The following is a 21448-nucleotide window of genomic DNA, read 5'->3' on the forward strand; positions in this document are numbered from 1 at the left end:
GAATTTTTTTTCATTATTTCTGAACCAAACTGAATTGCGTGCTGTTATATGATAAAATGAGTTAGGAATTACATCCAAAGAAATTCCCGACATGATTAAGTTAGTAGTATTTGTTTTTTCATATAAGTAGAGTTTGTTATTTGTTTGGTCCGTATGTAACTGTGAAGTTGGATACGGGCTTTTTTTGTGTTCCTTATATATAACCCATCTATGCCTCAGATGTTTACTTTAGATAATTACGATTATGTTTAATAGTATTATTGGAATTCTTTGCCGAACCCGTCTGATCCCGGTAACAGCCTGTCTTTTCTCTCTATGAACAAGAGCTTCTTAAAATAAAAAGGAGCTCTCCGATTCAGAGAACTCCTTTTTTGATTAAATCTTATCCGATCTATTATTTATTCATTTCAGCTTCGATGGCTTCCAGTTCCGGACCCATGTTCAAATTGTAATAGATACCTCTCAAAGCGATCATGTTGTCCATTTTTTCAGGTTCTGCTTCATGAGCTTTTTTATAATAAGGCAGCGCTTTTTTGAACAATTCTTTTGCCAGGGCTAATTCTTCCTGATATTTCTTGCTATCATTGATCATATTAGCCTCGCTTAATTTGTTTACGCCCTGGTTGTAGTAGATACGACCGATATTAGAAAGTGCATCTGTCAGATTCGGGTCTTTTTCCAAAGCGATTTTGAAATACTTTTCAGCATTGGCATTATCTTTCAATCCGGTTTCATAAACACGTCCCATTACGTTGTAAAGGTTGGCATCATTCGGATTTTTCTGGATTGCGACATTCAACATTTCCAATGCTTTTTCATTTCTATTGGAATAGATGTATGTATTGATCAAGTTGTTCAGGAAGAAAGCCGAATCCGGGAACACCTGCATACCTTCTTCAAATGTCTTTTCCAACATGACAGAGTCCTGAGCCGTTCTTGCTTCACCGTATTCATAGCAAAGATACTGGAAAACATCATATTGACGATAAGGAGTATTCTTGGCACGTTCCAAAGCGGCGATAGCCAATTTGGAATCTTTGGCTAAGGAAGCCGCTGCGGCTGCATAGAACTGGACCGTCATGAATGTAGAGTCTTTTTCAGCAGTCTGAGTCCCTGCGAACATCGGCAGTTCGGATATTTCCACATACTGGTTGAAGAAATCGTATGCTTTCTTATACTCTTGTTTATCAAAATAATAGGCACCACCGTTGAACAGGTACACATGATTTGCACTCAAGATACTTTTGATATCTTTTGAATATTTAGGTTTTACTTTGCCTTTTTCATTCGGCAACTGATCCAGTTCGTAGGCTTTCTGGAAATAAGGTAAAATACCATACAAAGCTTCGTACATAACCGGTTCGTTAGGCTGCTGTCCCAAGATTTGTTTAGCTCTTTCGGCATTGAACTGCTGATCTTCAATAAAACCTGCTACATACCAAGTTTTAGCGTCGTCTTTGGTTTCCGGATTTTCCAACGCACCTTTGATCAAGGTTCTGGCTTCTCCGAAATCTGCGTTACTTCCTTTCGCAATACTCTGCGCCTCGTTCACAACTTTTTTCTGTGCGAAAGAGGCAGATGCTGCAACACATAGTGCAACTGTCAATAATACTCGTTTCATTTGTGATAGTGATTTGAGATTAATATTTCTATTTGTTTAAATTATTCCTCCGTTGTTTCTTCTGTATCGTCCGCATTTTCATTGCTTTCGACATCATCAGAGACATCTTCGAAATCGGTATTCCCTATTGGATGTTCATGGATTGCCGCATCTTCTAAAGCTTCACGCTGTGCTTTTTCTTCAGCGATCTCTTCTTCAGTCTGTGACAGCACTTTACATACAGAGGCGATTTCGTCATTACGTTTCCCCAAATTGATCAGGCGTACCCCTTGTGTTGCACGTCCGATGACATTCAGGTCAGATACCTTCATACGGATCGCGATACCGGATTTATTAATGATCATAATATCGTTTTCCTCCGTAACATTCTTGATAGCTACCAGTTTACCGGTCTTTTCCGTAATATTGATGGTTTTGACGCCTTTACCTCCACGGTTCGTAATACGATAATCTTCGATGTTGGAACGTTTGCCGTAACCTTGTTCGGACACCACCAGTACAGTTTCCTTTTCTTTGTCCTTGATGCAAACCATTCCTATCACTTCATCGTTGGAATCGTCGAGTGTCATCCCTCTCACACCGGATGCCGTACGGCCCATGACACGTACTGCACTCTCATGGAAACGGATGGCGCGTCCGTTGCGGTTTGCAATCAGAACCTCGTTATTGCCATTTGTCATACACACTTCGATCAGGCCGTCGTCTTCCCGTAATGTGATGGCATTCACACCATTCTGACGAGGACGGGAATATGCTTCCAGCAGGGTCTTCTTGATCACCCCTTTCTTTGTGCAGAACAAGAGGTAATGGGAATTGATAAACTCCGTATCTGTCGTCAGTTTCTTGACGCGGATGAAAGCGTTGACCTTGTCGTCCGGTTCGATGTTCAACAAGTTCTGGATCGCTCTACCCTTCGAGTTCTTCGCCCCTTCCGGAATTTCGAATACTTTCAGCCAATAACATTTTCCTTTTGCCGTAAAGATCAGCAAGGTGGCATGCATGGAGGCCGGATAGATGTATTCCACAAAATCTTCATCACGCGTTTCGGAACCTTTGGCCCCTACTCCGCCACGTCCCTGTGCACGGAATTCACTTAACGGCGTACGTTTGATGTATCCCATGTGGGAGATGGTAATGATCATCTCGTCATCTGCATAGAAGTCTTCCGGATTAAGCTCTTCGGAGGCATAGACGATGTCTGTTTTACGTTCGTCTCCGTACTTGTCCTTGATTTCCTGCAATTCGTCTTTGATGACTTTCATACAAAGATCGTCATTTTCCAGAATTTCCTTCAAATATGCGATCAATTTTTCGATTTCTTCATACTCTGCACGGAGTTTATCCTGTTCCAGGCCCGTCAATTGGCGAAGTCTCATTTCTACGATGGCGCGAGATTGTATATCCGACAGGGAGAAACGTTCCATCAAACGTTCGATGGCTTCGGCCGGGCTTTTGGACGACTTGATGATTGCAATGACTTCATCGATATTGTCGGAAGCTATAATCAGGCCTTCCAGGATATGGGCACGCTCTTCGGCCTTACGCAATTCGTATTTGGTACGGCGGATCACGACTTCATGGCGGTGATCGACGAATGCCTTGATCAGGTCTTTCAGGTTAAGCTGGCGCGGACGCCCGTTCACCAATGCAATGTTATTGACACTGAAAGAAGACTGCAAAGCCGTCAACTTATAGAGTTTGTTCAGCACTACGCTCGAATTGGCATCTCTTTTGACATCCACGACGATACGCATACCGGTACGGTCCGACTCGTCGTTTACATTGGAAATGCCTTCGATACGTTTTTCATTTACCAGATCAGCGATATATTTGATCAATTCCGCCTTATTGACAAGGTAAGGAATCTCGGTGATAATGATCTTCTCATGATTGCCCTCCGTTTCGATTTCTGCTTTTCCGCGCAGGATGATCCGTCCCCTGCCTGTCTCAAAAGCATCTTTAACACCGGCATATCCATAGATAGTCGCGCCGGTCGGGAAATCCGGAGCTTTGATATATTGCATCAAATCAGCCACTTCCATTTCCCCATGGGCATCGATGAAGGCCATACAGCCGTCCAGCACCTCGCTAAGGTTATGTGTAGGCATGTTTGTCGCCATCCCGACGGCAATACCGGAAGCGCCGTTTACCAGCAGATTCGGAATACGAGTCGGCAATACGGTCGGTTCTTTCAGCGTATCGTCAAAGTTCAGCTGGAAATCAACCGTATCTTTGTCGATATCGCGCAGCATTTCTTCGGCAAGTTTGCTCAATCTTGCTTCCGTATAACGCATGGCGGCAGGGCTGTCGCCGTCCACCGAACCGAAGTTTCCTTGTCCATCCACCAGCGTGTAACGCATAGACCATGTCTGTGCCATACGAACCATTGCGAAATAAACGGACGAGTCGCCGTGTGGATGATATTTACCTAAAACTTCACCAACAATTCTCGCAGATTTTTTATAAGGTTTGTCGGATGTGTTACCCAATTCATTCATTCCGAACAAAATACGACGATGAACCGGTTTGAAACCATCCCTAACATCCGGAAGGGCGCGTGAAACGATGACAGACATTGAATAGTCAATGTATGCCGATTTCATTTCCTCCTCGATGTTAATCTTAATAATTCTGTCTTGATCAACCATTTAGTTTTATATTAATTACACTCAATATCTCACCTTTCAAAAAGTGCACTAAGGTAAGGCTTTTCCGTGTATCACGAAAGTTTTTGGCTCGAAATTTTAGAATTTACTTGTCGGGAGGCATCCGGTTCCGAACTATCAAAATGAAACCACCACCCCATGAAAATGGGATTAATAGGGCGTGTATTTTGAATTACACTTGCGGGTAATATTTTTTAACATTCCTATATGACAGGATTAAGCCGTTTTTCGTACCAATATGACAACTCCGTATTTGATACTTTATTTTCTTTTAAGGAATAATGGCATGGATTTTGTTAGATATATAACGAGAGTTTATTACATTTGCATGATCACAGTACATTATTATAATATGAAAAATAACTATTCAAAGAGATTAATGGACGTTATTGAATATAGCCGCGAAGAAGCTGTAAGGCTTCAGAACGGTTATATCGGACCGGAACACTTAATGCTTGGAATTATCCGCGACGGCGAAGGGAAAGCCGTGCAGGCCCTGCGCGAACTGAATGTCGACGAATGGGATATCAAAAGAAAGATCGAACGAGAAATTAAGAATACAATCGATGCCGAGGAGGCTGTCCAGCATGATATCGCAATCAGTAAAACAACCGAGCGCGTACTGCGCATGAGCATGCTTGAATCGCGCTTGTTCAAGAAAGAAGAAACCGGAACGGAACACCTGCTTCTGGCCATTCTGAAAGAAGAGTTCAATATTGCGGCAAAGGTGCTGAACGAAATCGGCATAACGTACCGCAGTATATACAACTACCTGGTGAGCGGTACCGGCTTGAAGCGCATGGATGATTTTGCCGGAGAAGAAGACGCCGGACATTTCGAAGGGATCAGCGATGGCTATACCGACGACGATGAAGACGAAGACGATGATTTCTCTTCCCGCCGGGAGTCTCCCCGCTCCTCTTCCGGAGCCGGCTCCGCACAGCCCAAATCGCCCAACGACACGCCTGTATTGGATAACTTCGGTACGGATATGACGCGTGCGGCCGCTGAAAACCGTCTCGATCCGATTGTCGGGCGCGAGAAGGAGATCGAACGCCTGGCGCAGATACTGAGCCGCCGCAAGAAAAACAATCCTGTCCTGATCGGCGAACCGGGTGTCGGCAAATCGGCGATCGTGGAAGGCTTGGCCTTGCGTATCATCCAGCGCAAAGTTTCCCGCGTTTTGTTCGACAAGCGTGTGATCAGCCTGGATATGGCATCTATCGTGGCGGGCACCAAATATCGCGGCCAGTTTGAAGAACGTATCAAGGCGATTCTGAACGAGCTGTCGAAGAACCCGAATATCATCCTGTTCATCGATGAGATCCATACGATCGTCGGTGCCGGTTCGGCCTCCGGTTCAATGGATGCCGCCAACATGCTGAAGCCGGCCCTGGCCCGTGGTGAAATACAATGCATCGGCGCTACGACCCTGGATGAATATCGTAAGAACATCGAGAAAGACGGAGCTTTGGAACGTCGTTTCCAGAAAGTGATCGTCGATCCGACAACTGCGGAAGAGACGTTGCAGATCCTGCAGAATATCAAGGCCCGCTACGAAGAACATCACAACGTGATCTATACGCCCGAAGCCCTGCAGGCTTGTGTGAAACTGACGGAACGTTACATCAGCGACCGCAACTTCCCGGACAAGGCAATCGATGCGTTGGACGAAGCCGGTTCTCGCGTACATATATCTAACATAACGGTTCCGAAGAGCATCGAAGAACTGGAGGCGAAGATCGAGGCGACCAAAACAGAGAAGTTCGCTGCCGTCAAGTCGCAAAACTTCGAGCTGGCCGCCAGCTTCCGCGACAAGGAACGTCAGTACCTCTTGCAGTTGGAAGCCGCCAAAGCCAAATGGGAACAGGAATTGCAGGAGCATCGCGAAACGGTGGACGAAGATAAGGTGGCAGAAGTCGTAGCCATGATGTCAGGTGTCCCTGTTCAGCGTATCGCCAAAGCAGAAAACCTGAAACTGCTCGAAATGGCCGAGAACCTGAAGAAGAAAGTGGTCGGCCAGGATGATGCCGTCCAGAAGATCGTAAAAGCAATCCAGCGTAACCGCGTCGGCCTGAAAGACCCGAACAAACCGATCGGGACCTTCATGTTCTTGGGACCGACAGGTGTCGGCAAGACTCACTTGGCCAAGAAACTGGCGGAATATCTGTTTGACTCGGCCGACGCCCTGGTCCGTATCGATATGAGCGAGTACCTCGAAAAGTTTGCGGTGTCCCGCCTGATCGGTGCGCCTCCGGGATATGTCGGTTATGAAGAGGGCGGCCAGCTGACCGAGAAAGTTCGTCGCAAGCCCTACTCTGTCGTCCTGTTGGATGAGATCGAGAAAGCGCATCCGGACGTGTTCAACCTGCTGCTGCAAGTCTTGGACGAAGGACGTCTGACTGACAGCCTCGGCAGACGGATCGACTTTAAGAACACGATTCTGATCATGACGTCCAATATCGGTACACGCCAGTTGAAAGACTTCGGCCGTGGTGTCGGTTTCAGTTCGCAGGCTGCCGGCGAACCGGATAAGGACTTCTCCCGCAGCGTTATCCAGAAAGCGTTGAATAAGGCGTTCGCTCCGGAGTTCCTGAACCGTGTGGACGACATCATCATGTTCGACCAGCTGGACAAGGAAGCGATCCATAAGATCATCGATATCGAGTTGCAAGGTCTTTACAAACGTGTGGCAGGCCTGGGGTATTCCCTGGAACTGACAGACGCCGCCAAGGATTTTGTTGCCACCAAAGGCTATGACATCCAGTTCGGTGCACGTCCGCTGAAACGCGCCATCCAGAAATATCTGGAAGACGAGATGGCGGAAATGATCATCCGCGCCTCTGTCGGAGAAGGAGATACGATCGTTGTCGACTTCGATAAGGACAAACAGGAGATTGTCACGAATGTAAAGAAAAGCGAGCCGGCTGCCGAATGACATTTTTCAGATGCTTTTGCATGCTACTTATTTTATGCTGCTGCAATAGTAAACCGAATACAGAAGCGGAAGCGATACACGTAGCTGTTTTACGTGGTCCTTCCGCTATTGTCTTTGCACACTGGATGGAAGAAGCGCCCGTTATCGACGGCAAGCCGCTATCCGTCCGGATAATCGATTCTCCCGACTTGATGCAGGCCGCCCTGATAAAGGGCGAAGCGGATATAGCCGTTTTGCCGATGATCAGTGCTGCCAACCTGTATAATAAAGGCATCCGGTACCATCTGGCAGGTTGTCCGATATGGGGAACCCTCTATTTGGCCGGTAGAAACGATAAAGGACTTTCCGGTGCTGCCAAGCCGGTTTTACATATTTTCGGAGCCGGAACGACACCTGACATTCTGACCCGTCATTATCTCCGGCAACACAAACCCGATTACACGCTGAATTATTCATTTACTACCGCACGGGAGATCATGCAGGGGCTGTTGGCCGGGAAAGTCGATCATGCCGTTTTGGGAGAACCGTTCCTGAGTATCGCGTTGCGGAAAGACAGCACGTTGCACCTATTGGCAGACCTGAACAGTCCCGATTCAACCTCTTTGGGATTTGCCCAGACAGCCATACTCTATGCACCCGCTTTGGAAAAAAGCCGGGAAACGATCGACAGCCTCTTGGATCTTTCTTGCCGCTTTGCCGTGGAGCAGCCGGAACAGGCGATCCGCATATTGGAAAAAGAAAACATTTTTGCATCCGGCATGTTGACGCCCGAAAGTATCGAACGCTGCAAGATCGACTACAAAACGGCATCCGAAGCCCAAGAGAACATACTCCGCTTCTTGCAACTGATCGGGCAGTATGAACCGAAGGCATTGGGAGGAAAGATGCCCGACGAGCAATTCTATAAATGACCCGGAAAATGAAGAAGAGCATCTTTACCCTCCTGTCGATAACCTTCCTCTTGCTGGCCTGGCAACTATTGTCGATGCTGGTACGTTTGCCGGATTTGGTTCCGTCCGTACCCCGGCTGTCAAGCACGCTCGCCGCACTTTTCACATCCGGCTCATTCTATCGATCAGTCATGGCGACAGTGTTGCGCGGAACCATCGGGATGTCCGTCTCGCTAATGGCGGCCGTGGGAGTCTCTTTCCTTTTCGACAAATGCGGGTGGATGTATGAACTTTTCCGTCCGTTACTGGCAATCATGCGTTCCATTCCGGTCATTTCATTCATACTCCTGGCTTTGATTTTCCTGAATGCGGAAAGTATTCCTTTGATAATCGCTTTCCTGACCATGTTCCCTCTCCTTACGGAAAACCTGACGAAAGGAATACGGAGCCGGCGGAAAGGGCTCTCGATAATGGCCCGCCAATTCAGGATCGGACGTTGGAACAGGCTGGCACAAGTGACCTATCCGCAATTGAAGCCATTCCTGTACAGCGGTCTTGCATCCGCAGCGGGCTTCGGTTGGCGGGCTATCATCATGGGAGAGGTTCTGGCGCAATGTTCGCCCGGCATCGGCGGGGAAATGAAGCAGGCACAAGTTTTTATAGCCGTTCCCGAATTGATCGCATGGACAATTGTCGCGATCCTGATCAGCTATCTTTTTGACAGAGGGATCAACCGGTTGGCAAGGCAACGATTCCCGATACATTTTAATGAGCATTCCAGCAAATTGCCTGCGCCAAAAGGAAATTGCGACATACGGATCCGCGATGTTTCATACCGGTATGGCTCGGATACGGTCCTATCCCGCTTCAGCTATACTTTCGAAAAAGGATTCATATATGGCATAACCGCTCCGTCGGGAACCGGCAAAACGACCTTGTTGAACCTGATCGGGAATATTTTAAAGCCTGTGCAAGGAGAGATCGAGACAGACTGTAAAACCGGAATCGCTTATGTATTCCAGGAACCCGAATTGCTCAGCCAGTTGACGATTGCCGAAAATATCGCCCTCCCCTTGGCGGCCTGCCTGAAAAAAGAGATTGCTTTCGAACGGGCGGCCTCAGTATTGCGAAAGATGGAGTTGGGAGACTTTGCGAATCGTTTCCCTGATGAACTGAGTTTCGGACAGCAACAACGGGTCGCGATTGCACGTGCCCTGGCCTATCCTTCGCCGCTCCTGCTTATGGACGAACCTTTTAAAGGTTTGGACGAGGCTTTAAGCCGCCGAATTATCGAGCGTATCCGCGAACGGCAAGCAGAAAGCGGACAGACGATTCTCTTCACCTCCCATCATCCCGAAGAACTGCGTTTGTTCGCAGATAAGACAGTCCGTTTGGATCAAACCGGCCGTCAGGAGACTCTTACCGGTGTGTAAGGAATTGCAAGTATTTGGATAAAGAACTCGTCGGCTGAAGCAAAATAAAAGCCAAACTATTATCTTTGTGACTCGAATATAAAGAAACGACCCATATTATGGTAACATCATTTCATACGCTGATTTCCCGTATCCTGGACATTCCCGCCGGACAGGTGGAACGAACCGTCGGGCTGTTAGGAGAAGGAGCGACAATCCCCTTCATCAGCCGGTACCGCAAAGAGGTGACCGGAGGGCTGGATGAAGTCCAGATCGGCAACATCAAAGACCAGTTGGACAAGTTGACCGAACTGAAGAAGAGAAAAGAAAGTATCTTATCCTCCATAGAAGAACAAGGCAAACTGACTCCCGAACTGAAAAAGAGGATCGAGGATTCGTGGGACAGTACCGAGATAGAAGACATTTATCTGCCTTACAAACCCAAACGGGTCACCAAAGCGGAGATCGCCCGCAAGAAAGGGCTCGAACCTCTTGCCAAAGTCGTGATGATGCAGAACGAAAGAGACCTGTCCGCCCGTGTGGCAGCTTTTGTCAAAGGGGAAGTGAAGGACGCGGAAGAAGCGTTGCAAGGGGCGCGTGACATCATCGCCGAATGGGTGAATGAGAACGAAGAGGCCCGGGGCGCCGTCCGTAATTCTTTCTCGCACACGGCGGTTATCACGTCCAAAGTCATCAAAGGAAAAGAGGAAGAAGGCGCCAAGTACCGCGATTATTTCGAATTCAGCGAGCCTTTGAACCGTACGAGTTCACACCGCCTGTTGGCCCTGCGCCGAGGGGAAGCGGAAGGTATCCTGCGCGTAGGCATTTCGCCCGACACGACGGGCTGCCTGGACCGTCTGAAACGCCGTTTCGTGAAAGGACGGGGCGAAGCATCCGAACAGGTATCGATGGCCGTGGACGACTCTTTCAAGCGTTTGTTGAAACCCTCCATCGAAACCGAATTTGCCAACCTGAGCAAGGCGAAAGCCGACGAAGAGGCGATCCGTGTATTTGCCGAGAACCTGCGCCAGTTGTTGCTGGCTCCGCCATTGGGACAGAAGCGCGTGTTGGGTGTCGATCCCGGCTACCGCACGGGTTGCAAGCTGGTTTGCCTCGATGCGCAAGGGACATTGTTGCATAACGAAGCGATCTATCCCCACCCGCCCAAGAACGAGAAGAGCAAAGCGGCTGCCAAAGTGGCACAATTGGTAGCGACCTATGCTATCGACGCCATCGCAATAGGAAACGGGACGGCCAGCCGGGAGACGGAACAGTTCATTACCAATATCCGCTACGACCGTAAGGTTCAGGTGTTCGTGGTCAGTGAAAACGGTGCTTCCATTTATTCGGCTTCCAAGATCGCCCGCGATGAATTTCCGGAGTACGATGTGACGGTCCGTGGCGCCGTCAGCATCGGCCGTCGCCTGATGGACCCGCTTGCCGAGTTGGTCAAGATCGATCCGAAAAGCATCGGTGTCGGGCAATACCAGCATGACGTCGAGCAGGGCGCCCTGAAAAAGAGCCTCGACCAGACGGTGGAAAGCTGCGTGAACCTGGTTGGCGTGAACGTCAATACGGCAAGCAAACATCTGCTTACCTATATTTCCGGATTGGGCCCGGCACTGGCACAGAACATTGTCGACTACCGTACCGAACACGGGCCTTTCCAGTCCCGCCGCGAGCTGCTGAAAGTGCCCCGCATGGGAGAAAAGGCTTTTGAACAAAGTGCTGGTTTCCTTCGTATCCAAGATGGTGAGAACCCATTGGACAACTCGGCCGTCCATCCGGAAAGTTATCCGATCGTCGAACTGATGGCAAAGGACTTGAAATGTACTGTCACCGAACTGATCAGCCATAAAGAACTGAAGAAAAAGCTCGACTTGAAGAAATATGTCACGGATAAAGTCGGAATGCCGACTTTGTTGGATATCATGGAAGAGCTGGACAAGCCGGGACGCGATCCTCGCCAGACCATCCAAGTATTTTCTTTCGATCCAACGGTGAAGACGATCGAAGACCTGAAAGAAGGGCAAGTGCTGCCGGGTATCGTCACCAATATAACGAATTTCGGCTGTTTCGTCGACGTCGGCATCAAGGAGAACGGGCTGGTTCATATTTCCGAACTGGCAGACCGTTTTATCAGTGATCCGACACAAGTCGTCTCGATCCATCAACATGTGAAAGTAAAAGTGTTAAGCGTCGACCTCGTTCGCAAACGGGTTCAGCTTTCTATGAAAGGAATAGAAGAAACAATTTCTTAATAGCGATGAAAATCAACAAAACAAACGTAGCACGCCTGCTGGACAAAGCCAAAGTGGCTTACCAGCTGGTTCCATATGAAGTAGATGAAAACGATCTGAGCGCAACGCACGTTGCCGACCAGTTAGGCGAGAATGTCGCGCAGGTATTCAAGACGCTTGTCCTCCACGGCGACAAAAGCGGCTATTTCGTCTGTGTCATTCCCGGCGCCGACGAGGTCGATCTGAAAAAGGCCGCCAAAGTCTCCGGCAACAAAAGCTGTGAAATGATACCAGTCAAGGAACTTCTGCCTCTCACCGGCTACATCCGTGGCGGCTGCTCCCCCATCGGCATGAAAAAGCATTTCCCGACCTACATCCACCACACCGCCGGACAATTCGACCATATCTATGTAAGCGCCGGACAACGGGGCTTGCAGATCCGGATCACACCGGGGGATTTGATCCGGGAGGCACGGGCGGAGGTGGCGGATGTCATACGTGAAATATGAATCAATACTGTAAATTATCGAAGGTGTGTCAAAAGAAAATCCTGCTTACAATAGACATAATTTAGGCACGGATTTCACGGATTTACACGGATAAATTTATCATCTTTCCGTGTAATCCGCGTAATCCGTGCTAAAGATCGTGATAAAGGAGTTTTGACACACCGCCTCTTTTCTTCTTTCTTTAATTTTATACACCTAAGACGATATCAGCATCGATATTCAATTTCCGGCTGATCTCACGAACAACTTTCAAAGTCGGCTCGCATTTCTTATTTAATCTTTAGAACTTCCGGAACGTATATGTTTTCCCCTCGCGGCTTAAGATCAGTTGCTTGGATTCCAGTTTATCGATTGTATAGGTTTGTTTGGAAGAATTCCAATCGGTATAGGGCAGGAATTTACTGATCGGCCCCGGATTGTTCTCCAATTCCAGCAGCAATGTTTTTTCACCTTCCAACGTGTTGTAGCCATATTGATGGCGGAAAGAGTCGATTTCCGTAACGTACACCTGGTACATAAACAAAGAATGTTCAAAATTAAAATAAACCGTATCGACATTCTGCACGTCACCGCTTGCTTCTACCTTCTGTAATTGCCATTTACCGAACAACTTGGATTCCGTGTCCTTGCTGCACGAGACGAACAGGATCACACAAAATGCTATCAATATATTTCTAACCATACTCTTTTTCTGCTTAAATCGGACATCAAAGGAAAGGAAATAATTTCAAATTTGTATATTTGCTGTCATTTATTATGTGTTTTTAATTTTATAGACAATCTATGAGACAAATGAAACAATTTGTAGTACTGCTTTCAGCGGTATTTACTTTTTCTTCCTGCGTACACAAAGTGCAGAAGGAACAACAGGAAAAAAGTATCGTGCATACCAATCCCCTTCCCGTACAGTTTGGTGATCCGTATGTATTGCTGGCTTCGGACGGCATATACTATATGTATGGAACAGGCGGAGGCGCCGTCGACGGCTTCAGTGTGTATTCCTCTCCCGACTTGGCCAACTGGAAAGCCGAAGGACAGGTATTCCGGGGTAACGTTCCGGGATCATGGGGAGTCGCCAACTTCTGGGCCCCGGAGGTGTATGAACGGGGTGGCAAGTTCTATATGCTGTACAGTGCCGACTGGAAAGAAAATCCGACAAATGAACTGGAAAATTTCCGTATCGGAGTGGCTGTTGCCGACAAGCCGACAGGACCTTTCAAGGAATTATCCGACAAACCTTTGTTTGATCCGGGCTATCCGGTTATCGACGGGAACCTGATCGACGATGAGGATGGACGGACCTATCTGTATTTTTCCCGTTGTTGCTACAAACATCCGGTGGAAAGCGAAATTGCCGAACAGGCTAAAAAAGAAGGGAAGTTCGACGAGATAGAGGAAAGCTGGATATATGGCATCGAGGTAAAGCCGGATTTGACAGAAGTGATCGGTGAACCGGTCCTGCTGCTCCGTCCGCCAGTAAAACTGGACGACACGCAATCCGAATGGGAAAGCCGCTCCGTTACTTCCGGTGAGATCAACCGCCGTTGGACGGAAGGCCCTTATACATTGAAAAAGGGCGATACCTACTATATGATGTATTCGGCCAATTATTACAAAGGCAAGAATTATGCTGTCGGCTATGCAACGGCAAAAAGTCCGCTCGGCCCGTTTGTCAAATCGAACGACAACCCGGTACTTCAAAAGAATGTGGAGCAGGGAGGCATCGTTACCGGTACGGGGCATAACAGCGTGACCTGGTCGAAAGACGGCAAGCAGATGTATTGCGTTTACCACGGCTACACCCAGAAAACAGGAAACGAGCGGGTTGTCTTTATCGACAAGATGGGAATCGATGAGAACGGCAAGCTCTATGTGGAAGGACCGAACGCGGAGTAAATTAAAAATTAAGAATTAAGAATTAAGAATTAAAAAATTACGGTCGATGATATTTTTTAATTCTTAATTCTTAATTTTTAATTTACAAAGCCCCCTTTGTACTCGGCAGTTCAAACCTGTAGATGTCGCGGCGGATAGCCATCTTGATGGAGCGGGCCAAAGCCTTGAAGATTCCTTCGATCTTATGGTGCTCGTTTGTGCCTTCCGCTTTAATGTTCAGGTTCATGCGGGCGGCATCGCTCAGGCTTTTAAAGAAATGCAGGAACATTTCGGTCGGCATATCCCCTACTTTCTCACGGTGAAAGGCTGCATCCCAGACTAACCAGGGACGTCCGCCGAAATCAAGCGCCACACTGCACAGGCAATCGTCCATCGGCAGGCAGTAACCGTAGCGTTCGATCCCCCTCTTGTCGCCTAAAGCCTTTAACAAAGCTTCTCCAAGCGCAATAGCCGTATCCTCTATCGTATGATGTTCGTCTACTTCCAGATCCCCTTTCACCCGTACCGTCAAATCGATACCCGAATGTTTTCCGATCTGGTCGAGCATATGGTCGAAGAAGCCGAGACCGGTGGAAATCTCCGTCCGTCCATGTCCGTCCAGATTCACTTCCACTAAAATATCCGTCTCCTTTGTCGTACGTCGGATAGTGGCCCGGCGTTCTCCGGCAAAAAGATATTCCGTGATCCGGTCCCAATCATCTGTAATCAGGACGGGAGAAATAGCCGTATTCTCCGTGAGCAACTGTCGCGCCTCGTCGTCATCCGGACGAAGCCATATCCCTTTTGCCCCTAAATTGGCCGCCAGCTGCATATCCGTCAGCCGGTCACCTATCACGTAACTGTTTGCCAGGTCATATTCGCCGGACAGATAGCGGCCTAACATACCTGTACGGGGTTTCCGGTTCGGAGAGTTTTCTTCCGGAAAAGAACGGTCGATCAGGATATCGTCGAAACGGATCCCCTCGCCTTCCAAGGTCTTCAACATCTTGTCGTGTGCCGGCCAGAAAGTGTCTTCCGGAAAGGAATCCGTACCCAAACCGTCCTGGTTCGTCACCATCACAAACTCGAAATCCAACTGTTTACGGATAAAGTACAGGTTACGGAACACCTTCGGATAAAACACTAACTTCTCCAGGCTGTCCAGCTGATAGTCCACCGGCGGCTCTATCACAAGCGTTCCGTCCCGGTCTATAAATAAGGCTCTTTTCATTTCATAAATCTTTACATTTTTTTAAGCGCTTCGAGCAAAGCATCGTTTTCATCCGGCTTGCCGACCGTGATGCGAAGGCAGCCATTACACATGGTCACATTTGTCCGGTTACGGACGATAATACCCTGTCTGACCAGATTTTTATAGATCGTATCGGCATTCGTCACTTCGACCAGGACAAAATTTGCATCCGTAGGATAAATCTTGCGCACGCAGTTCAACTCCGGCAGTACGGCCTGCAGACGAATCCGCTCGGAAAGGATCGAACGAAGCTGTTTTTCCATCTGTTCCTTGTTTTCAAGTACATACAAGGCACGTTCCTGAGTCAGCAGATTTACATTGTACGGGTATTTGATCTTATTGAGGATCGCAATGATTTCGGGAGAAGCAAAAGCCATTCCCAGCCGGATTCCGGCAGCCCCCCACGCTTTGGACATGGTTTGCAGGACGATCAGATTCGGGAATTTATCCAACTCGCCTAAGAAAGAAGGCTCGATGGAGAAATCGACATAAGCCTCGTCAATCACAACGATCCCCTGGAAAGTATTCAATACTTTGTAAAGGCGGTCACGGCTCAGGTTATTTCCTGTCGGGTTGTTGGGAGAACACAGGAATATCACCTTCACCCAGTCGTTTGCCGCTTCCAGAAGGCTGTCGGTATCCAGGTCGAACTTTTCGTCCAGCTTGATCTTCCGGAACTCTACGTTATTGACATTGGCCGCGACTTCATACATGCCGTAGGAAGGCGCGATGCTTACGATGCTGTCGATAGACGGTTCGCAAAACGCACGGATAATCAGATCGATCGGTTCGTCACTTCCGTTCCCCAGAAAGATAGACTCGCGTTTCACCCCTTTGATCTCCGCAATCTTCTTCTTCAGTTCCCATTGCAAAGGATCGGGATAGCGGTTGTACGGTCTGTTAAACGGGTTTTCGTTTGCATCCAGGAAAACGGAGGCATTACCTTGAAACTCATCTCTGGCAGACGAGTAGGGCTTCATGTTCCAGACATTGGGTCTGACTAAATCTTTTAAGTCTTTCATAATGTGTTCAATCTGATTGTTACTGCATTCTTGTGCGCATCCAGCTGCTCGTTGGCCGCCATTGTCCGGATCGTCCCGCCCAACAGCCGGATGCCGTCGGCCGTGATCTCCTGGAACGTGATCTTCTTGATGAAGCTGTCCAGGTTCACGCCACTGTAGGCTTTTGCATATCCGTTGGTCGGCAACGTATGGTTCGTACCGGAAGCGTAGTCGCCAGCGCTTTCCGGCGTATAGGGTCCCATGAAGACACTGCCTGCATTTTCGACCTGCCCGGCAATATCTGCATAATCGGTCGTCTGGATAATCAGATGCTCCGGAGCGTACAGGTTGGTGAAGTCGATCACTTCCTGTTTATCCTTCAGCACGATAAGACGGCTGTGGCTCAACGATTTTTCCGTGATCTCCTTACGGGGCAGCCGGTCCAGCTGTTCCCGGATCGCTTGCATGACCGGTTCGACGATGCTTTCGGATGCCGTCACCAGCATGGCCTGGCTGTCCACTCCATGTTCCGCCTGGGAAAGGAAATCCGCGGCGATAAAGGCGGGATTGGCCGATTCGTCCGCAATCACTTCCACTTCGGAAGGACCGGCAGGCATGTCGATGGCCACCTCTTTCAGGCTGACCAACTGTTTGGCCGCCGTCACATACTGGTTACCGGGACCGAATATCTTATAGACCTTCGGAACCGATTCCGTTCCGTAGGCCATCGCCGCTATGGCCTGGATACCTCCTGCCTTGAATATCTTGCTGACGCCTGCCGTTTCCGCGGCAAACAGGATGGCGGGGTGTACCTTTCCATCCCTGCCCGGAGGCGTACAAAGCACGATTTCCTTACAGCCGGCAATACGTGCCGGGACAGCCAACATCAGGACGGTAGAGAAAAGAGGAGCCGTTCCGCCGGGAATGTATAAACCGACTTTTTCTATCGCTACCGCTTTCTGCCAGCAGGTGACACCGGGTGTCGTCTCTACCTTCTTTCCCGTAAAACGCTGTGAGGCGTGAAATATCTCTATATTGTTCTTTGCTTGACAGATAGCCTGCTTCAGGTCTTCGGGCACGAGCTCCTTTGCTTCCGCTAATTCCTGTTCTGAAACCTGCAACCTTTTGAAGGTAGCGGGATCTATCTTGTCGAACTTCTCCTCATACCGGATAACGGCGGCATCTCCTCCCTCCCGGACTTCATCCAGCACCGTGCGAACCGTATCGAACAGTGTCGTGACATCCAGCGCCGGACGCTGGGCCAATGAGGCCCATTTTTCTCTTGACGGATATTTGATTACTTCCACTTTATAAATTAAAAATTAAGAATTAAGAATTAAAAAATTAAGAGGTAATACTTATTAATTTACAAAATCATTTTCTCGATCGGCAGCACCAATATGCCTTCCGCTCCCAACGATTTCAGTTTACCGATGATTTCCCAGAAATGTTTCTCCGCTATGACAGATTGGACAGACACCCAGTTCCCGTCGGCAAGCGGCGTGATGGTCGGGCTCTTCATGCCCGGCAGCACTTCTATGATCTCGTCCATCTTGTCTTTCGGAGCGTTCAGCAATACATATTTCTTGCCTTCCGCTACCTGGATCGCTTCGAAACGGAACAAGAGTTCGTCCAGGATAGCCTGTTTTTCATCCGACAGATTGTTGTTGGCAATCAACAGGGCTTCGCTCTGCATGATGACTTCCACTTCTTTGAGCTGATTGCTCACCAGTGTGCTGCCGGAGCTGACGATATCGAAAATCGCATCCGCGAGGCCGATACCCGGCGCAATTTCCACAGACCCGCTGATTACGTGAAGGTCTGCTTTCACTCCCTTTTCAGCCAGATAAGCCTTCAGTATTTCCGGATAGGAAGTTGCGATCGTTTTTCCGGCGAACCATTCCACCCCCTGATAATCTTCATCTTTCGGAATGGCGAGTGAAAGACGGCATTTGCTGAATCCTAAACGTTTGATCAGCTTGGCCTCCTGCCCTTTCTCCACATATTCGTTTTCGCCTACGATACCGACGTCGGCAACGCCATTGGCAACTGATTGCGGGATATCGTCATCGCGCAGGAATAAGACTTCTACCGGGAATCCTTTTGCCGACAACAGCAAAATACGTTTTCCCCTGTTCAGTTTGATACCGGCTTCTTCCAAGAGAAGCATTGTTTCATCGTAAAGACGACCTTTAGATTGTACTGCAATTCGTAACATGTTTATTTTGTTTGTATATATTTTTCCAAAAACAAAATAAGGCCTACCGTAAACGGCAAGCCTTATTCATTTATATTAATATGTTCCTACATACCACACAGCCCACCGAACTATTGCCCGTTGTAATGATGATGGTGGAGATGCAGAACTGTACTTTTCATTTGTTATTATTTTTACGCTGCAAAGTTACAATAATAATTGAATTAGCAAATAAAACTTACAAAAGATTAGCCAAACAGGGCGATTTTTTTATAATAAAGCCAATTTCAACCCGATAAATCCGGTTATCTGTACAAATGATCCGCCTGCTGACGGATTTTATTTGAGAGCAGGACCGGATAGTCCGGGTGGGCGGCAAAGAAATCGTCCACCTCCTTCTTAGCCTCCGGCGAAGTATGTCCGCTCAATAAAGCCCGTACCCAATCACGCGGAAAAAAGATGTCCCCCGTACGCTGTACTTCCTGCAAGGCTTCCAGAGCCGGACGGATATAACCGACCGCTTCTTTCTGGCGCAACTGGCAGTTCAGGTTCGACAAGGCGGCCGAAGCCCACGGCTCGACGCGACGATTTCCGGCCACGAGCAGAGAGGCAAACACACTGTCGCGTACTTCCTTGCGCGGAGAAACGGATGGCGAGATGAACGCATATTGCCGTTTGCGGTCCGGATTGGTGATCCGGGCTTGCTGGGTCGCTACGATTTCATCGGCTTTGTCGGGCATTTGGATTGCCAGGCCGTACGACAGGCTGATATAATCGTTTTCGCTCAGCGAACAGCCGGCAGGCGCTTTCCGGTCTTTCCAGAGCGCATACAGTTTGCCGACCGCTTCCCGCGTGCGGGCGATGGAGCGATACAGGCGGAACGCCTGCAAACGCCGCTGGGGTTGTTCTGCCGTCGTCACGATCTTCCAGAGTACCTGTTCCGTTTTTTCCGGATCAGCGGGATACAGACGTTGGCAATTGCCGATATATCCGAGGGCGGCCGAGAACAACAGGGAATTGGTTTCCCCCGGCAGATAATCCAACATAGCTTCCATATACGATTCCGAAGAGATCGTCCGGTTCAATAAATTCTCATACAAGGTGATCAGCAAGGAACCTCTCAACACTTCATCCTTGCAATCGGGAAGGTAGGACAAACAAGCCTTCGCATCTTTTTCAAACAGGCGGAAGAAACCATATCCTTTGCCGTCGGCATTGGGTATGACGAAACTGCCTGTGCCCGCCTTCCTTTTCAAATCCACAAACCTCAACCTCTTGCCTTTTGCAAATTTAACTTGAACTTCTTCTGTCTCCTTATCCGGATGAACGATAAGAAAAGACAAATCCTGTTCCCACAGAAGTCCGCGGCCGAAAGGGTCAGACTGTTCGACATACAATTTTTTACCTGCTTCGCAAGAGATTTCAGGCATCCCCTTCTCGTTCACCCAGACATGGCTCCAGGCCGACAGGTCGTCGTCCGTATATTTGTCCAGGATGCCGATCAACCCTTCCCAGGTCGCATTCCCGTATGCATACGTCTTCAGATATTCCCGTATCCCTTCCCGGAAAGGCTCCTTCCCTATTTTCTTCACCAGCATTTCCAGGATAATCGGAGACTTATCATAGATGATATTGCCGTACATCAATCCGGCATCCCGCATATTCGACAGTTGCTGCTTCACCGGATTGGCGCCGGCGGTACGGTCTTCGGAATAGGCCGCCGGGATATAGTCGAGCATGAAGTTCAGGGAATGGTTCACCTCCGGAAACAGAGGTTCGATCATCCGGGAGGCATAATAATTGGCGAAAACCTCTTTTGTCCAGACATCATTGAACCATTCCATCGTCACGAAGTCTCCGAACCACATATGCGAAGTCTCGTGCGCAATCAGGGAACTGCGTGCCAGACGCTCGTTCAATGTCGGGTTCTCGTTCAGGAACATCCGCCCGTCCGTATATAAGGTCGCTCCCGTATGTTCCATCCCGCCGAACTGGAATCCCGGCAAAATGATCAGGTCGTACTTGGCGAAAGGATACGGTATCCGGGTATATTCCTCCTGCCATTCGAGCGCATCGAACACTTCGGAGGCAATATCGGGACACTGTGCCACCTTCTTCGGGTCGGTCTCGCGATGGTAAATCGAAATATTCCGTCCGTCGCGCGAATACGTTTCCCGTGTCAGCTTACCGGCGACGAAAGAGAAAAGATAGGTGCTGAGCGGTTCCGTTTCCCGGAAAGAAATCCGCCTGCGCCCGGCGACGGATGTCGAATCCACCTGCTCGACCGCCCCGTTGGCGACCGCCTGCCAGGAAGACGGGACCTCCAACGACAGGGTGAAAAGCGATTTCATATCCGGCTGGTCGAAACAGGGGAAGAGCGTACGCGCCCGGTCGGGAACCAGCAACGTATAGAGGAACTCGTCCCGGCGGTTCAGCGACTGGTCGTTTGCCGTAAATTCGACGGTTACGCGGTTCTCTCCGTCTGCCGCCTCTCTTGCGCCGATCACGATATGTTCGTCCTTAACCGTATAAGGGACTTTCCTGCCATTCAACAAAACCGAGGCAACCTGTTCCGGTTCTCCCCGGAAATCGATGATAACCGGTTGCTTTTCACGGACGGCAAGCGTTATTTCCGCTTTGCCGGTGACGGCCTCCCCCCGGTTTTCCGGGATGGAGAAAAAGAGGTGGTAACGTACCCCCTCGAAATGTTCTTTCCTGAACCGGGCCAATTCCCGGCTGACTCCCGGTTGCAACAGCGCCGCATCCGGCGCAGGACTACCGCAGGCACTTAAGAATGCGATAGAAACTATCCCTATAAAATGTTTAAACATGACATCAATCATAATT

General features: G+C 48.9%; 14 protein-coding genes and 1 pseudogene. 6 read left to right on the top strand and 9 right to left on the bottom strand.

The window, feature by feature from the left end; genetic code table 11:
- Positions 1 to 394: 394 nt before the first annotated feature.
- Positions 395 to 1621 carry a tetratricopeptide repeat protein gene (locus tag RDN79_RS05950; protein WP_298549430.1) on the bottom strand — a complete coding sequence of 409 codons (1227 nt, stop codon included), beginning with the start codon at positions 1619 to 1621 and terminating at the stop codon, positions 395 to 397.
- A 41-nt stretch (positions 1622 to 1662) separates the two neighbouring features.
- Complete coding sequence (gyrA, locus tag RDN79_RS05955) at positions 1663 to 4269, bottom strand: DNA gyrase subunit A (protein ID WP_298549428.1); 2607 nt, start codon at positions 4267 to 4269, stop codon at positions 1663 to 1665.
- A gap of 370 nt (positions 4270 to 4639) precedes the next feature.
- On the opposite strand from gyrA, the gene RDN79_RS05960 reads away from it, so the two are divergent.
- The 5 genes from RDN79_RS05960 to ybaK all read left to right on the top strand — a co-directional run bounded on the left by RDN79_RS05960 (position 4640) and on the right by ybaK (position 12276).
- Entirely contained in the window at positions 4640 to 7225 is a 2586-nt protein-coding gene (locus RDN79_RS05960) for an ATP-dependent Clp protease ATP-binding subunit (RefSeq protein ID WP_298549427.1), read from the top strand.
- Positions 7222 to 8136: an ABC transporter substrate-binding protein gene (locus tag RDN79_RS05965; RefSeq protein WP_374044489.1), complete on the top strand. Its 915-nt coding sequence runs from the start codon at positions 7222 to 7224 to the stop codon at positions 8134 to 8136. The genes RDN79_RS05960 and RDN79_RS05965 overlap by 4 nt, the downstream gene beginning before the upstream one ends.
- 8 nt (positions 8137 to 8144) lie before the next feature.
- Positions 8145 to 9548, top strand: a complete 1404-nt coding sequence (locus RDN79_RS05970) for an ATP-binding cassette domain-containing protein (RefSeq protein ID WP_298549423.1) — start codon at positions 8145 to 8147, stop codon at positions 9546 to 9548.
- 98 nt (positions 9549 to 9646) lie between these two features.
- On the top strand, positions 9647 to 11788 hold the full coding sequence (locus RDN79_RS05975; RefSeq protein WP_298549421.1) for a Tex family protein: 2142 nt from the start codon (positions 9647 to 9649) through the stop codon (positions 11786 to 11788).
- A gap of 5 nt (positions 11789 to 11793) precedes the next feature.
- The gene (ybaK, locus tag RDN79_RS05980) at positions 11794 to 12276 is read left to right on the top strand and encodes a Cys-tRNA(Pro) deacylase (protein ID WP_298549419.1); all 483 of its coding nucleotides are present in this window, start codon (positions 11794 to 11796) and stop codon (positions 12274 to 12276) included.
- A gap of 187 nt (positions 12277 to 12463) precedes the next feature.
- Here the strand turns inward: ybaK and RDN79_RS05985 are convergent.
- Together RDN79_RS05985 and RDN79_RS05990 are read right to left on the bottom strand one after the other, a co-directional pair.
- Positions 12464 to 12553 (bottom strand): annotated as a pseudogene (locus RDN79_RS05985) (transcriptional regulator); the annotation flags it as partial.
- A gap of 3 nt (positions 12554 to 12556) precedes the next feature.
- On the bottom strand, positions 12557 to 12958 hold the full coding sequence (locus RDN79_RS05990) for a lipocalin-like domain-containing protein (RefSeq protein WP_022321933.1): 402 nt from the start codon (positions 12956 to 12958) through the stop codon (positions 12557 to 12559).
- A 101-nt stretch (positions 12959 to 13059) separates the two neighbouring features.
- On the opposite strand from RDN79_RS05990, the gene RDN79_RS05995 reads away from it, so the two are divergent.
- Entirely contained in the window at positions 13060 to 14172 is a 1113-nt protein-coding gene (locus tag RDN79_RS05995; protein WP_298549418.1) for a glycoside hydrolase family 43 protein, read from the top strand.
- 82 nt (positions 14173 to 14254) lie between these two features.
- On the opposite strand, the gene hisB is transcribed toward RDN79_RS05995, so the two are convergent.
- From hisB to RDN79_RS06020, 5 genes are all read right to left on the bottom strand, one after another.
- Positions 14255 to 15382 carry a bifunctional histidinol-phosphatase/imidazoleglycerol-phosphate dehydratase HisB gene (gene hisB / locus RDN79_RS06000; RefSeq protein WP_298549416.1) on the bottom strand — a complete coding sequence of 376 codons (1128 nt, stop codon included), beginning with the start codon at positions 15380 to 15382 and terminating at the stop codon, positions 14255 to 14257.
- Positions 15383 to 15393: 11 nt separating this feature from the next.
- Positions 15394 to 16425, bottom strand: coding sequence for a histidinol-phosphate transaminase (gene hisC, locus RDN79_RS06005; protein WP_298549415.1), 1032 nt, complete (start codon positions 16423 to 16425; stop codon positions 15394 to 15396).
- Positions 16422 to 17711, bottom strand: coding sequence for a histidinol dehydrogenase (gene hisD / locus RDN79_RS06010; protein WP_298549414.1), 1290 nt, complete (start codon positions 17709 to 17711; stop codon positions 16422 to 16424). Before hisD ends, hisC begins: the two co-directional genes overlap by 4 nt.
- Positions 17712 to 17770: 59 nt before the next feature.
- A complete protein-coding gene (gene hisG / locus RDN79_RS06015) occupies positions 17771 to 18622 on the bottom strand; it encodes an ATP phosphoribosyltransferase (protein WP_298549413.1) in 852 nt (283 codons plus the stop codon).
- A gap of 284 nt (positions 18623 to 18906) precedes the next feature.
- Positions 18907 to 21444 (bottom strand): M1 family aminopeptidase, encoded by a 2538-nt coding sequence (locus RDN79_RS06020; RefSeq protein ID WP_298549411.1) that lies wholly within the window; start codon positions 21442 to 21444, stop codon positions 18907 to 18909.
- Between the last annotated feature and the right edge of the window lie 4 nt (positions 21445 to 21448).

The organism is uncultured Parabacteroides sp. (assembly GCF_902493135.1).
In the GTDB taxonomy this organism is placed as follows: domain Bacteria; phylum Bacteroidota; class Bacteroidia; order Bacteroidales; family Tannerellaceae; genus Parabacteroides.